This is a genomic window from Mucilaginibacter sp. SG564, assembly GCF_013149275.1.
GTDB lineage: Bacteria > Bacteroidota > Bacteroidia > Sphingobacteriales > Sphingobacteriaceae > Mucilaginibacter.
The window spans coordinates 366,296-381,897 of the sequence record NZ_JABGNA010000001.1 but is presented as its reverse complement, the minus strand read 5'-3'; the positions used below and the strand labels follow the sequence as shown (position 1 = coordinate 381,897).

At 40.6% G+C, this 15,602-nt stretch carries 9 protein-coding genes; 5 read left to right on the top strand and 4 right to left on the bottom strand.

Annotated features, from left to right (window positions below; genetic code table 11):
• Positions 1–132: 132 nt before the first annotated feature.
• From FHW89_RS01360 to FHW89_RS01345, 4 genes are all read right to left on the bottom strand, one after another.
• Positions 133–3,189 carry an efflux RND transporter permease subunit gene (locus FHW89_RS01360; protein ID WP_172333213.1) on the bottom strand — a complete coding sequence of 1,019 codons (3,057 nt, stop codon included), beginning with the start codon at positions 3,187–3,189 and terminating at the stop codon, positions 133–135.
• Positions 3,186–4,262, bottom strand: a complete 1,077-nt coding sequence (locus tag FHW89_RS01355; RefSeq protein ID WP_172333212.1) for an efflux RND transporter periplasmic adaptor subunit — start codon at positions 4,260–4,262, stop codon at positions 3,186–3,188. Before FHW89_RS01355 ends, FHW89_RS01360 begins: the two co-directional genes overlap by 4 nt.
• A 5-nt stretch (positions 4,263–4,267) precedes the next feature.
• The gene (locus FHW89_RS01350) at positions 4,268–5,647 is read right to left on the bottom strand and encodes a TolC family protein (protein WP_172333211.1); all 1,380 of its coding nucleotides are present in this window, start codon (positions 5,645–5,647) and stop codon (positions 4,268–4,270) included.
• Positions 5,648–5,791: 144 nt separating this feature from the next.
• Positions 5,792–6,403 (bottom strand): TetR/AcrR family transcriptional regulator, encoded by a 612-nt coding sequence (locus tag FHW89_RS01345; RefSeq protein WP_172333210.1) that lies wholly within the window; start codon positions 6,401–6,403, stop codon positions 5,792–5,794.
• A gap of 422 nt (positions 6,404–6,825) precedes the next feature.
• Between FHW89_RS01345 and FHW89_RS01340 the strand changes: the two genes are divergently transcribed.
• From FHW89_RS01340 to FHW89_RS01320, 5 genes are all read left to right on the top strand, one after another.
• Complete coding sequence (locus FHW89_RS01340) at positions 6,826–7,413, top strand: RNA polymerase sigma-70 factor (protein WP_172333209.1); 588 nt, start codon at positions 6,826–6,828, stop codon at positions 7,411–7,413.
• A 107-nt stretch (positions 7,414–7,520) separates the two neighbouring features.
• Positions 7,521–8,648 (top strand): FecR family protein, encoded by a 1,128-nt coding sequence (locus FHW89_RS01335; protein ID WP_172333208.1) that lies wholly within the window; start codon positions 7,521–7,523, stop codon positions 8,646–8,648.
• Between the two features lie 252 nt (positions 8,649–8,900).
• Positions 8,901–12,374, top strand: coding sequence for a TonB-dependent receptor (locus tag FHW89_RS01330; protein WP_172333207.1), 3,474 nt, complete (start codon positions 8,901–8,903; stop codon positions 12,372–12,374).
• 27 nt (positions 12,375–12,401) lie between these two features.
• Positions 12,402–14,327 carry a RagB/SusD family nutrient uptake outer membrane protein gene (locus tag FHW89_RS01325; protein ID WP_172333206.1) on the top strand — a complete coding sequence of 642 codons (1,926 nt, stop codon included), beginning with the start codon at positions 12,402–12,404 and terminating at the stop codon, positions 14,325–14,327.
• A 35-nt stretch (positions 14,328–14,362) separates the two neighbouring features.
• The gene (locus tag FHW89_RS01320) at positions 14,363–15,592 is read left to right on the top strand and encodes a DUF5000 domain-containing lipoprotein (protein ID WP_172333205.1); all 1,230 of its coding nucleotides are present in this window, start codon (positions 14,363–14,365) and stop codon (positions 15,590–15,592) included.
• The last annotated feature ends 10 nt before the right edge of the window (positions 15,593–15,602 follow it).

Sequence of the window (15,602 nt, the reverse complement as noted above, 5' to 3'; positions counted from 1 at the left end):
TGTAAGAGACTATTGGCGATAAAGCTTCGTGATCAAACCTATTTAGACAAAAAAGATATATGAAACGACAAAGGGCACAATAGTTTTGACTATTGTACCCTCATTAGCTTTCAGATTTATTTATCTTCAGATCTATTTGTCTTTAACCCCATCTATCGCCGGCGGGATCAGTTCGTAAACAATCGGTGTTACGATCCGGGATAGCAACGTAGAACTTATTAATCCACCGATAAGCACTATAGCCAATGGGGATATTAAAGGATTGGTGGATGTGGCAATTGGGATCAGCCCGCCTATCGCGGTAAGAGATGTCAATACAATAGGTAAAAACCGCACCTCACCAGCTTCGCGGATGGCATCCTGCAATCCCTTACCCTGCTGTCTTAACTGGTTGGTAAAATCTACCAGCAGAATCGTGTTCTTTACTTCGATCCCAGCCAGGGCTATTAACCCGATGATAGCCACAAATGACAAAGAATTACCCGTAACCCAAAGCGCTACCGCCGCTCCTACTACTCCTAATGGTATCACCGAAAGGATGATCAGCGTACTTTTAAATGTTTTAAATAATAGTACAAGAACCGCTATAAATACAAATACCGTAACCAGGATAATGCTCATAAAACCACCAAAGGAATTGTTTTTTGATTCTACTTCACCTCCCATTTCATAGCTGTAACCAGCAGGGAGCTTTAGCTTATCCATGTTTTGAGTTACATCATCTATAACACGGCTAACCAGAAAACTTTTCTGCACATTGGCCTGTATGGATACAACCCGCTTTTTTTCCTGGTGATTAATAACCGCAGGCGAAGCTTCCAATTGCAGATCGGCAATTTGCTTCAAGGGTAAAGCACTCCCCTGAGCGTTATTTACATACAGATTCCGGAAGGCATCAATACTTGGGCGACCTTCTTTTATCCGGGTAAGTAAAACAGTGTAACCGTATTTGTTATCGTTATTGTAATATGTCCCCATATCCAAACCGGTAACCGCCAGTCTGGCAATCTGATCTACTGCTAAAGAATTTACGCCCAGTTGCTGGGCTTTCTCCTTGTTAACCGCTATACGTATATCACTTTTCAATAAACTTACCGGATTATTGATATACATGGTACCTGCTGTTTGGTGTAGCAATTGTTCAACTTTTAAGGAGTAGGCCCGAAGCGTATCCAGGTTATCGCCAAACAAACGTACTTCTATAGGGGCCACCACCGGTGGCCCTTGTTCAAAGTTCTTCACTTCCACTTTGGCGCCCAGGTAATGCGCCCATCTGTGCTGTAAGCGCTGAATTAAGGCTAATTTTTGATCGGGCTTGGTATCGTTGTCGAACTGTACAAAAAGCTGGGCAAAATCGCTACGGTTATTTTCTGCATTTACATTATAGTAAATACGTGGGTTACCATGCCCTACGTTAGTAGCATAATATTGAATAAGCGGTTCTTTTTTTAACTGCTTTTCAATTTCCCGAGAAACGCTATCTGTATAAGGCAAATTGGATTGATTAGGCGTAGTAATATTGATCAGGAATTGCGGCTTTTCTGACGACGGGAATAGGCTGAACCCAATAACACCAAACAGATAGATGGCAGATACAAACAAAACAACCGCTACACTTATGGTTAAAAATGGGCGTTGAAGCGCTTTATCCAGCAAACGGGCATAACTTCCATGGATCAATCTTTTCAAAGCGCGCATCAGGAAGTTTCCCTCGGGATTGCCGGTATGATTTTTTAATAACCTGCTTGATAAAAACGGAATAATGGTTAAGGATACCAGCATAGATGCTAATACACAGAAAATAACAGCCAATGGCAAACACCTGATAAAATCTCCCGATCCTTCGGGTAAAAATACCAAGGGCATAAACGCGATGATTAGGATAACGGTACACCCCACTACGGCCTTCCCTATTTGACCGGTTGCCTTCAAGGTCGCTTCCAAACGGCTATGGCCTTCCAGCATCCAGCGCTCTATATTTTCTACTACCACGATGCTGTCATCAACCAGAAGTCCCAAGGCAACCACCAAACCCACAATACTTAACTGGTTTAAATTAAAGCCAAACAATTGTAAAAGCACAATGCCAATTGCAAGTGAAAGCGGAATAGAGATCATCACAATAATCGCCGGACGGATACCCAGAGGCAACAAAGTAACAGCCACCAGTAAAATAGCGATAATAAAATCATGGCTCAAACCGGTTAAGCGCCTGCTTACATTATCCGCCTGATCAAAATTTTGTACCAGATCGATATTGGCGGGTAATAACTTTTTGAAACTAGCAAGCACCTTACTATAATCTGCCTGGGTTTTATTGATATTTTCGCCATCCTTCTGGGCCGCGGTTACAAATACACAGCGATGCCCATTCAATCTGGTGATATGCTTTTCTTCACCATAGCCATAATACACGTGGGCAATATCTTTTAGTAGAATATTTTTACCATTCGCAGCATAAACAATCGTACTGTTTACCGCGTCGAGTGTACGATAATCATTACTCTTAATATTAAAGGTAAGATGGGCAGCATCGATACTACCACCAGGAACACTGGCCATTTCACTGTGTAAACTGTTAATTACAGCACTTACAGGTAAATGCATTTGAGCCATTTTTTCGAGATCAAGTTCTATCCTAACCTGTTGCCCCGGTAAACCAAAGATAGACACCAGTTTTAATGAAGATACCTTTTCCAATTCGTCCTGCAATTTCTCGGCAAAATGCTGCAATAAGCTACGGGGAGCATTTTCTGATACCAGGGCAACCTGTAATACATTTACATCGGTTGGCTGTTGTTTTTGAATCTCAATACTGGTAATATCGGCGGGGAGCTCACTTCGTTTATTATTTACCTCCCGTACTATCTCCTGGTATTTAGAGTCGATATTACTACTATACTTATATTCAATCCTTAATACAGCAACCCCGTTGGAGATATTGGTACGGATGCGTTTAATATCATCTAACCCTCCTATCGTTTTTTCTAATGGTGTTACCACCCTATCTTCAATATCACGCGGACTTGTTCCCGGATAATTAACAATAACCAAAAAAGCAGGCGGATGCATCTCGGGGTCTTCCGACCGGGGCATATTTAACATGGTGGTTATCCCCAAAGCAATAATCATAATAAAGATCACCAGCGTAAACTGGCTGTTCTTTACAGCATATTCTGATATTTTCATTTGCTTGCGGTTTTAGGTGATTGAACAACAATAGCACCGTTATCGGTAAGATAAGCCGAACCTGAAATAATCAGCGCTTTAGCATCTTCCAACCCGGCGCTAATGGTAACCGTGTTTTTATTGATTCCGGCAATAGCTACTTTTACCTTGTGCGCTGTTTTATTATCGTTGGTAATAAATACATAACCGGCGGTACCATCTCCATCAAGCAATGCCTCGTAAGGAATTTGCCACTCACTTCCACCCACCGTTGTTCGCGACGGTGTAATGACGGCTTTACCAAACATACCTGCCGCTATCCCTTTAACTTTTTTACCGTCGAGCGTAATATCGGCGCTAAAAGTACCGGTAACGGCATCAACCCCTTCGGATTTACGACTGATTGCTCCCTGAAGCATTTGGCCAGGTAATGCCGTGGTTTGAATCTGGGCACGATCATTCAATTGCAGTCTTGCCCATTCATTATCGCTAATACCGACACGTAATATCCATTTACTGGTTTCTGCGCCGTTGGTTTGCAAAACGGCTGTTCCTGCAGCTACCAATTGCCCGGCATTAGCCAGTTTACGTAATATATAACCATCCTTGGGCGCGTGTATTTCTGAATATTGGCGATTGTATTTAGCCATATTCCATTGCTGCTGTGCCTGTTGCAACGTGGTTTTACTATTTTGTAGCTGCTCCAACGTGGCTACACTATCCTTATACAAATTTTGTGTGCGCTGATAATCGCGCTGTGCTTTTTCAACAGAAAGACTTGCCTGTTGTACCTGTGCATCAATTTCGGTAAGATTTAGGGTGGCTAGCAGCTGGCCTTTTTTTACCGCATCGCCTTCTTTAACATTGAGGCTATTAATAATCCCTCCTGTTTTAAAAGATAGCATTACTTCATCATCGGTAGTGAATTGCCCGGATACATTCATAGCAGCATTATTATTCTGTTGCTTTAGTGGTAGAGTTTGCACGGGGATAGTATCAGTTCCTTCATTTTTATTTACGAATGCCGGGTGCGATTTGCAGGCATACATCAAAGGAATGCATAATAATAAACTGGTGTATTTAAAGGTTTTCATATACTTTATTGCTGATTAGGATTGTTAATGGGATAAGTAGCCTGCTCGCGTTCAAGTTCGGCAAGGGCAATTTGTACGTTAGCTTCCGCGTCTGCCATTTGCAGGCGTGCATTGGTTAGTTGATCTTGCGCATCTACCAGTTCCAGGTAAAGCAATTGCCCTGCCCGGTAGGCTTTTAACTGATCGTTATAGTATTTGCCTGCAAACAAGAGCTGTGCAGTGATACTTTTATAAGTCGCTATGGCAGATTGATAGTTATTAAAGCTTTGATCAAGTTGTAATTGTAAAGATTGCTGGGTTTGATCGAGCTGGGCAGTTGTTGCATTTACATTAGCTCTTGATTGTTCGGCACGATATTTACGCTGCCCACCGGTAAAAATATCCCATTGCAGATTTACACCCCATAAATAATACCGGGTTTTGTTGTTCACATTAAAATCATTTCCCTGTGAACCGAGGTCTATAAAAGTACTAACCTTAGGTATAAAACCTGATTTCTGCAAGCGATAATCAAGCGTGTAAACCTGCTGCATGGTACGTAGTTGTTTTATTTCCTCACGACGACTGGTACCAAGGGAAGTATCGGGTATCGCAACTACAGCTGTAACCATTTTACTTTCTATAATTATAGAATCCTGTAACGGGCGATTGAGTAGAAAATTGAAATACAATTTCGCATTTTGCATAGCATGCTGCGCCTGTATCAAAGCAGCATTGTTTTTTTCCTGTTCGGTTTTTGACCGCAATAATGCAGTGCCGTTACGAACACCATTTCGTAGCATGCTTTCGTTTTCCCGGATGTTTTCTTTTATCAATAACATAGCGCTGTTATAGGTAGCAATACTCTGTAATGATTGATAGTACCGGTAATAAGCGGTCTTAATATCCTTTACCAAAGCCCTTTTATAAACATTTACAGCCGCTTGCTGACTGGTGATGAGCTGCTGCTTAATCAGCTTATTATAGCGGATCTCCGCATTAATAAGCGGCAACGAGGTACGCACCTTGGCATCGTAAAAGTTGTTGGGGCTTAGCAGAAAAGACTCATTTTTAAGTTGAGGGAATCTGGTTGAATTGGTTAACTGATTGAGCGCGGTGTAAACCGGATTTACCAGATCACCAACCGGTACATCTATGGTACGCCCCCCTGCCGACTTGGTATAACTTCCAAGTAAACTTACGGTTGGCAAATACATAGCTTGCGCCTCCTTTAAGGCAAACATGGCTTTGTCCAGATCAAACTGTTGCTCTTTTAGTCCCTGATTTTGTGCGAATGCTATATTCACATATTCGTCAAGTTGCCGATGATCGCTTTGGCCAAATGCACTTATATGGCATAGCGATAAAAAAACAGGAATTAATCCTTTTATGAACCTCGTATACATAATGAACTATGTTTAGTTAAAAAGTAAAAAAATTATTAAATATTACTTGGTATGGTGTTTCACATACTTTTATTCTATCAACTTATTTTAAAAATATTCAATGTTTATATAATGAACACTGTTTATTAATAGATTAAAAAAAATCTATTTTGTTACAGCCGCTAAATAATCTTCCATCGTTTTTATTAATACCAGAGGCACAGCTTCCTCCGATTCGACCATAATTTTTAAACGGCAACGTAAATTAAGGGATACCAACCCGTGTACAGTACTCCAAATTTGTAAAGTAGCTTGTTGCACATCGGTCATACGAAGCAGATCTTTATTAATACAATCTGTAAGGCAATCGATCAAAAAATTCAGACAGTTCGCTCCATTAACTTTGTGAAGTTCCTCGTCTACGTTCATCGGAGCACGAATGATAAACATCAAATCATAAAGTTCGGGGTTGTTTAACCCAAAATTGATATAGGCACGGGCAAGCTGATTGAGTTTTTCAAGCGGATCGGTGCTTGTTGCTTCTTTTTTAAACACTTCAAACAAACGGCCATAGGCATCAGCTTGTACTTCATACAATAGCTCATCCTTATCTTTAAAATACAAATAAATGGTACCCGGACTATATTCTATTGCATCAGCTATGCCCCGGATGGAAGTTTTAGCATAGCCATCCTCCAGGAACATTTTCATGGCTGCAGCTGTGATCAGCTCCCTCATCTCCGTTTTTTCCCGTTCTTTTCTTTCTGTAACTCCCATGAATGCTAAAATGTCGCGCAAATATACTGAACGTTGTTCATTATCCAAATAATGGTTTTTTCTGCTTTCATTCTGTTCATCATTTAAAAAACGATTATGATTTCCCGAATTTTACTATATTAGCCATCTGACTTGTTCGTTCATAACCAATTTTAAACCATTACAAGCAAAAAGTAATTAGCTCATACATAATCAATAAGTTTGAAATTGCTTTGGAATTTTAATTTACTACTCAGGTAAAATCATCTTGATAGTATAATTGCCATTACAGATGCAGATATAATTATATTCACCCCTAATAAAAATTATGATAAAACTTTTACTTGAAACAAAAAGCGCTATTTATTTGAATGCATGGAATGTTATGCCATCTTTAGGCTGTTAGGTACTCTTTAATGTCTCTTAATTAGAGTTGTACTTTTATGCCAGATTATAGCACATACAGCGATGAAAGATTAGCCCTTTCCTTAAAAAAGGATGGGCAGGCCGCGTTTACCGAAATTTATAATAGATATTGGAAACAAATGCTGGCCATTGCATGGAATCATTGTAAGGATAGTACTGTTTCTAAAGATATTGTACATGATGTGTTTATTTCATTATGGGAAAAACGTCATCTTACCGATATTCAAAACCTACCCGCTTTTTTGGCGGGCTCCATTAAGTTAAGTATATACCATTACTATCAGAAAGAGCAACGACGGGCTGCGCTTGCCAATAAAAATATTGAATTTGAACTTTTCACCAACGATGAACACAAATTAGACGCGCGCTTTTTGCAGCTATACATTGATAGTATAGTGGAGGAACTTCCTGAAAAGTGCCGGATTGTATTTCGGTATAGTCGCGAAATTGGCATGAAGAATTCAGAGATTGCCATCCAGATGCAAATTTCCGAAAAAGGTGTCGAAGCCAATCTGACCCGGGCTCTCAAGATTATCCGAGGTGGACTCAAAAAATACGGCATATTAGCATTGACATCTATTCTATTATACCGTTCCCTCCTTTAAGACTGCCATTTTAACATCACTCCTCAAAATTTTTAAATTTATTTTATCACCGATGTAGGGTAACGCCCTTTTCATGTAACATACCATTATATAAAGCGCAATACCAATTGAACCGCGAAACCATTTATAGCTTAATACAAAAACACCAGCAAGGGATAGCCACGGATGCCGAAAAACAGGCGCTGGCAAACTGGTATAGTTCTGTTTCCAGTCAGGATTCAGAGTTCCCTGAGGAGGAAGACGATGTTCACGAAGAAATATTGATGCGCCTCCTCGATGAGATAGATTTTCAAAAAAAACGCTCCGTTAATTATAAGGGATGGGCCGTTGCGGCATCGCTGTTGATTATGCTTACTGCAGGTACTATTTTATTTTTTAATAAATACAAAACAGCCCAAAACCAGACGATAGCACAGGAACATCCTATTAGACCTGGTGGCAATAAAGCCATTTTAGTATTGGCAAATGGATCTAAGGTGCTTCTGACCGATGTAGCAACCGGTAAAATAGCGCAACAAAGTGGAAGCCAAATCACCAAAACAGCCGATGGTAAACTGGTTTATAGCGCCAACCCCAATGCTGTTAAAAATACCCTTCCGCAGTATAATACGATGCAAACCCCCAAAGGTGGCCAATATCAATTGCTGTTATCAGATGGCACGCGGGTATGGCTTAATGCGGAATCATCAATAAAATATCCGGTAAGTTTTGACTCGTTCAATGAACGCAGGGTTGAGCTTACCGGGGAGGCTTATTTTGAAGTAGCACATAATAAAGCTCTCCCGTTCAGGGTAGTGTCCAATAAACAGGTAATTGAGGTTTTAGGAACTCATTTTAACGTAAATGCCTATCCGGATGAGCAAAACACCACAACCACACTTTTAGAGGGGGCTGTTAAAATTATAGCAGGAGATAAAAATGCAACATTAAAACCGGGGCAGGAAGCTGATCTTACAACAACGTTTAAAATATCAACAGTTGATCCACGTGAAGCCATAGATTGGAAGAATGGTAATTTCAGGTTTAATGAAGAGCCGCTGGAAAGCGTCATGAGGCAGATAGCCCGGTGGTACGATGTAAAAATTGTATATGAAGATGAAAGTGTAAAAAAAGAAACGATCGTTGCGGTTACTACCCGCTTTGCTAATCTATCAGCCTTGTTAAAAATAATGGAGCAGATCACAAATGACCGGTTCATCATTAGCGGATCTACAATCAGAGTTGCTAAAAAATAAATAAACCAAATTAATTATAAACTTTTTAAACCATTTAAACCGAGAAGAAAATGAAAGATTCCAGCTAATAAAAAGGAAATAGTTTAAAAGCAGGACCAGAGACACTCGCGATGTCTCTGATCTTAAAGCTTATTAAACTAAAACGCTATTGGAGATAACAATTTTAACATTAACCAGCCTAAACAAATGTACAAAAATTTTACTACAAACATTTGTAAGCCTTCGTGCTACACCAAGAAATTCCTTCTTATAATGAAAATAACGAGCCTTATACTCCTGCTTGCATTTATGCAGGTTAGTGCATCGGTCTTTTCACAAAAAATAACTTACAAACAAAACGATGTCACATTAAAACAGCTATTCAGTGAAATAAATCGCCAAACTGGGTATAATGTATTCTGGTCGCCCAAAGGGCCTCAAAAGAACTATACACTGAGTGTCGACTTTAAAAACACATCTCTTGAAGAAGCGTTGAACACTGCTCTGAAAACCTTCCATCTCTCTTATATTATTGATGGCAAATCTATCATCATTAAAGAGTCGGCAGTAGCAAAACCAACAGTTACACCAGCTTTAATTGTTGCCGACGTAACCATAACAGGGACGGTCAAGGATAACAAGGGTGTACCGCTGCCGGGGGTGAGCATTTCGGTGGTTGGTAATTCTAAGCTGGGTACAGTGACAGATGTTAATGGTAAATTTATTTTAGATGTAAAGGACAATGCTGTAATTAAAATAACCTTTGTTGGTTTTAAATCACAAACGCTCACAGTAACCCCACAAAATAAGGTGTTTAATGTAGCGCTGGAAGAAGACGTACAAGCCGCTGACGAAGTGGTTGTAACCGCTTATAGCCGAAAACAATCACGTGAGGCCATTGTAGGATCTGTTACTACAGTAAAACCCGCCAATTTAAAAATACCTGCAAGTAACCTTACCAACGCGTTGGCAGGCCAGGTTGCAGGTATTATAGCCTATACACCTAGCGGGCAACCGGGACAGGATAACGCGCAATTTTTTATTAGAGGGGTAACTACATTCGGATATCGTCAAAGTCCTTTAATACTGATTGATAACGTGGAGTTAACGTCAAATGATCTGGCCCGGCTAAATGTGGATGATATTGAAAGCTTTTCGATATTAAAAGACGCGAGTGCCACCGCCTTATACGGTGCCCGGGGAGGTAATGGTGTTATTCTGGTTAAAACAAAAGAAGGTAAAGCGGGTAAAGCACAAATTAATGTCAGGGTCGAAAACGCCAGATCGCAATCTGTAAAAAGCATTGAGCTTGCCGACCCCATCACTTACATGAAACTTTATAACGAGGCTACCATTACCCGTAATCCATTAGCCGAACGCCCCTTTACGGCAAACAAAATAGCCAACACAGAGGCAGCTATGAGAGGCGATCCAGGAAGCAACTCCTTTGTTTATCCTGCTGTCGACTGGCTCGGTTTGTTATTTAAGAAACATACAAATACGCAGCGTGCCGATATGAGTATACAAGGCGGTGGTGGCGCAGCACGCTACTATGTTGCCGGATCATACAGCAATGATAATGGTATATTAAGAACCGATATCAGGAATAATAATAACAATAACGTTAAGTTCACCAATTATCAGCTGCGTTCAAATGTAAATATAAACGTAACCAATAAAACCGAGCTTGTTGTTCGTCTATCAGGCACATTTAACCAGTATAATGGGCCGCAAAGTGCCGACGGAGGCTTTTCAACCGACCTTTATAATGAGGCCACACACACCAGTCCAGTTTTATTTCCAGCCTATTTTGAGCCGGATTCTGCAAACCTTAATGTTAAACACATCCTTTTTGGTAATGTTCCGGGAACAAGCCCCAATACCACACAAACCCGTAATCCTTATGCCGACCTGTTAAGAGGGCACAAAAATTCAAACGAATCAAGACTTCTGGCTCAATTGGAGTTAAATCAAAACCTCGATTTTGTAACCCAGGGATTAAATTTTCATGCCATCTTCAGTACAAACCGTTATGCTTATTTTGAATCAAGCATGGCTTATAACCCTTTTTATTACACAGTGGGCAATTATGATAAAGCATCAAACCAATACACATTGCAATGGATAAACTCCCAACCTGGTCAAGCTCAGGAATATCTGAATTACAACCGGGATCCAGGATCAGATAATTTGCAAACCCAGCTTTATCTGCAGGGGGTATTAGAATACAACAAAACTTTTGGCACTAATCATACCATAAGCGGAGCATTAATTGGCACCCGTCAGCAACAAGTATATTCAAATAATAAAGATCCTGATCTTAATCAATATACGCTGCAATATTCATTGCCTTACCGTAATCAAACACTTGCCGGCAGGGCAACCTATTCCTACAAAAGCAAATATTTTCTGGAGTTTAACTTTGGGTATAACGGCTCCGAAAGATTTTCAGATAACCACAGGTTGGGATTTTTCCCAACTATCGGCGCATCATGGATCCTTTCGGAGGAGAAGTTTTGGGGAGACCTGTATAACGTGTTTGACCGTTTTAAACTGCGTGCCAGTTACGGTTTAGTAGGTAACGACCAGATCAGTAACCGTAGATTTTTCTACTTATCTGATGTGAATCTTAATGGCGGCGGTGGCGCATCCTTCGGCACCAATAATAGTTATAGCCATGGGGGCGTTAAGATCAATAACTATGAAAATGATGATGTAACCTGGGAAAAATCCAAACAACTTAACCTGGGTGTGGAATTCACTGTTTTGAAAAGCTTCAATGTAACTGCCGAGGTTTACAAAAACGATAAATATGATGTACTGCAAAACCGGAACAATATTCCTTCAACCATGGGATTGGAAGCACCCATAGCTGCAAACATTGGTAAAGTAGAATCAAAAGGAATTGATATTCAGATTGATGGTAAAAAAAGTATTGGTAATGGAGGCTTTTTATCAGCACGAGCAAACTTTACTTATACCGCAAACAAATATGTTCAGTATGAAGAGCCCGCTTACAACGAAAAATACAGGCTTTTAACCGGGCAACCACTTAACCGTAATTATGGCTACGTAGCCGAGCGCTTATTTGTTGATGATGAGGAAGCACGAAACTCGCCAACACAAATTTTCAGTACAAACGGCTTCCCGCCTCAGGGAGGTGATATTAAATACCGCGACCTCAATGGTGACGGTAAAATAGACGGCGCCGATCAAACATTTTTGGGCGATCCGTATATTCCGCAAATAGTGTATGGTTTTGGTGTAAGCGGAGGCTGGCATGGCTTTGACCTTTCGGCATTTTTCCAGGGACAAGCCAAGGTTTCCTTCTTTATCGACCCTGCACGTACCAGCCCTTTTATACAAAGTCCGGATAACTATTACAATGGCAATACACAATTACTAAAAGCTTATGCCGATAATCACTGGTCAGAAGATAACCAGAATTTGTATGCCTTATATCCAAGATTAGGTATTAACGGCGCTCAAATCGAAAACAACAGGCAACAGAGTACCTGGTGGATGCGCGATGGTAGCTTTTTGCGCCTCAAATCGGCCGAGATCGGTTATACCCTGCCTGATAGAATTGCTAAAAGCTTAGGAGTAAGAAAAACCCGCGTATATTTTAATGGATTGAATCTGCTAACCTGGAGCCCTTTTAAAATGTGGGATCCTGAATTAGGTGGTAATGGTTTTGCCTATCCTATACAAAAGGTATTTAACGTAGGTATAAATGTTAACCTATAATCATTAACTGACTACTAGTTTAAGAATATGAGATCATATTACAAATATTTACTCGTGATAACACTGGCCATGGTGGGTGTATCATGTAAAAAGTATCTTGACGTTGTACCTGACAATGTCGGCACTATTGATTACGCCTTCAGAAACCGTAACGAGGCCGAAAATTATCTTTTTGGATGTTACAACGCGCTGCAAAACTTTGCTGACGTAAAAACCAATGTAGGCTTTGTAACTTCGGGTGAAGTTCTTTTTCCTAATGACCTTCAGGATAACAATAGCGTTAACCCCATTGGTTTTAACCTTATCCGCGGAACTCAAAGTGCTCAAAATCCAGCACTTAATTATTGGGATGGGCAGAATAGCGGCCAGGCATTGTTTGTAGCCATCAGGAAATGCAATACCATGCTCGAAAATATTAACAAGCCCATTGATCTGAGCCCGTCTGAAAAGGAAAGATGGATTGCTGAAACAAAATTTTTAAAAGCTTACTACAATTACTACCTGTTCAGGATGTATGGCCCAATCCCTATTATTGATGTAAACCTGCCTATTACAGCCACTACAGAAGAAACAAAAGTAAAAAGGGCGCCTGCCGATTCTGTAGTAAATTACATAGTCAGACTGCTGGATCAGGCTATACCTGGCCTACCTCCAATTATCCAGAACCAGACAGAGGAATTGGGTCGGATAACCAAAACAATTGCCTTATGCGTAAAGGCCGAGGTTCTGACAACCGCTGCCAGCCCCCTGTTTAATGGTAATCCCGATCTGGCATCATTAAAGAACAAAGATGGTCAGGCGCTTTTTAATGCGGCTTATGATGCTACAAAATGGGACAGAGCGGCCACAGCATGTCTGGATGCCATTAAAGCGGCAGAGGCAAACGGATACAGGCTGCATGTACCGAGTGATCTTACAGCTAACATTCCCGCAACCCTTACCGATTCATTAAAAAAAGTATTAAACCTACAAACTACCATTACCGATAAATGGGAAACAAACCCCGAACTGATATGGGCATTGAACGGGCATTTCGGGTTTGGTAACCAGGAGTATTTTATGCCGAGGCTAACAGCCGGAGCAGCAGGTAATTTAATCGCCCAGGGCACAATTGCAGCTCCAATAAGCCAGCAGGAACTGTTTTATACCAATAATGGGGTACCCATTAATGAAGATAAAACATGGGATTATGCAAATCGGTATGACAAACAAATCGGCAACGACGCTAATAGATTTTACATCCACAATGGTTACGAAACCGTAAAAGCACATTTTAACCGCGAACCCAGGTTTTACGCTGATTTGGCCTTTGATGGCGGCGTATGGTATGGTAATGGAGTTTTAGGAGATGGTGAAAACGCCTTGTATGTTGCAGGCAAAGGCCCATCATCATTCGCGGGCCCTAAAGATAACATAAGGATAAATGTAACAGGATACTGGCCCAAAAAACTGGTTAATTATTTAACAGTCTATGATAAAACCATGACCTGGGAAGATTTTCATCTTCCGGTAATAAGGCTTGCTGGTATGTATCTGCTCTATGCCGAAATACTAAATGAGCAGGGAAAATCATCTGGAGAAGTTATACCCTACATTGATAAAGTTAGAATCAGGGCAGGTTTACCGGGTGTTGTTGAGGCGTGGACAAATTATTCCAAAACTCCAACTAAGTTTACCAATAAAGATGGTTTACGTCAAATAATACACCAGGAAAGACGTATTGAGCTGGCCTTTGAAGCGCAAGCCGGATGGGACCTGCGCCGTTGGAAGGAATTACAAAATGTAATGACCAGGCCCCTGCAGGGATGGAGCGTTTTTGAAGAATCATTTGTAAACTATTACCGTCCGCGTACCATTTTAACGCCTGTTTTCAATAACAGGAACTACATGTGGCCAATAAGGGCTGATAACCTGATAATTAATAATAACCTCGTTCAAAATCCAAACTGGTAGGCCTACAAAGGATTTCAACAGATAATTGAAAAGTCATGAAAAATATAAATAGATATTCGTTGCAGCTCCTTATGGGTTTGCTAATGATAGGTATAATTTCCTGTAAGCGAAACGATGGATTTAATACCGGCCCCATCTCTACAGATAAAACAAAACCCGGGGTAGTTACCAATATTAAAGTAGATAATTTTAATGGTGGTTCATACATAACATATAACCTCCCAAATTCAGAAAACCTGCTTTATGTATTAGCCAAATACAGCATAAGAGATAAGGTTGCCAGGGAAACCAAATCATCATACTATAAAGATACGGTGGAAGTTAACGGTTTTGCCGAATCAAAGGATTATCAGGTTACCCTTTATGCTGTAAGCAAAGCAGAAGTAATGTCCGATCCGGTTACGGTTACCGTACACCCTAAAACCCCTGTTTATCAATTAGTAAGACCAACCGCAGCTATATCGGCAGACTTTGGTGGGGTTAATGTAAAAGCATTGAATCCGCTAAAAAGAGATATCGGTATAATAGTTACCGCTTTTGATGACGTAACAAAATCAATGGAGGTACAGGAGCAGCATTTTACTAAGGGCGATACCATTGATTTTTCTATCAGGGGCTTTAAATCAACTCCAAGAAATTTTGGTGTGTACATCACCGATGAATGGGGTAATATCTCAGATACTTTGAAAAAGAATTTGACCCCATTATACGAAGAGTTACTGGATAAGGGGCTGTTTGCTACCTATGCGCTGCCAAGTGATGATGAGCTTTATGAAGGCGGAGGCTGGACGGTGAACAAATTGTGGGACGGTAGTTTAGATGACCCCGGATGGCACACCAATTCAAATTCAACACCACCTTTTACCTGTACTTTTAGCGTAGGTAAAACCTATAAATTAAGCCGCTTTAAGATGTGGGGGCGCAAAGGTTTTGAATATGGACATGGTAATCCGCGTGATTTTAGTATCTGGGGCTCCAACAAAACCTTACCTGCCGATGCTGTACTACCAATTAGTGCTCCGGTAGGAACGGTTATAGGCGACTGGACAAATCTGGGTAATTACCACTGGCCGGCACCTCCATCGGGTTTACCACCAACAGCTGTTAACCAAAGCGATAAGGATTTCTTTAATCAGGGTGCGGAGTTCAATATTCCATTTGATGCTCCTTCAGTTAAATACTTACGTATCTCTATAGCTAAAACATGGTCAGGCGGTACGCTTGCACATATAATTGAAGTATCATTTTATGGTAAACCTGATTGATATTCCGGCT

Bases quoted from the DNA above. Each gene is read 5' to 3' on its own strand.
- FHW89_RS01350 (WP_172333211.1), bottom strand. From the start codon at position 5,647: ATGTATACGAGGTTCATAAAAGGATTAATTCCTGTTTTTTTATCGCTA.
- FHW89_RS01360 (WP_172333213.1), bottom strand. From the start codon at position 3,189: ATGAAAATATCAGAATATGCTGTAAAGAACAGCCAGTTTACGCTGGTG.
- FHW89_RS01340 (WP_172333209.1), top strand. From the start codon at position 6,826: ATGCCAGATTATAGCACATACAGCGATGAAAGATTAGCCCTTTCCTTA.
- FHW89_RS01345 (WP_172333210.1), bottom strand. From the start codon at position 6,403: ATGGGAGTTACAGAAAGAAAAGAACGGGAAAAAACGGAGATGAGGGAG.
- FHW89_RS01325 (WP_172333206.1), top strand. From the start codon at position 12,402: ATGAGATCATATTACAAATATTTACTCGTGATAACACTGGCCATGGTG.
- FHW89_RS01355 (WP_172333212.1), bottom strand. From the start codon at position 4,262: ATGAAAACCTTTAAATACACCAGTTTATTATTATGCATTCCTTTGATG.
- FHW89_RS01330 (WP_172333207.1), top strand. From the start codon at position 8,901: ATGAAAATAACGAGCCTTATACTCCTGCTTGCATTTATGCAGGTTAGT.
- FHW89_RS01320 (WP_172333205.1), top strand. From the start codon at position 14,363: ATGAAAAATATAAATAGATATTCGTTGCAGCTCCTTATGGGTTTGCTA.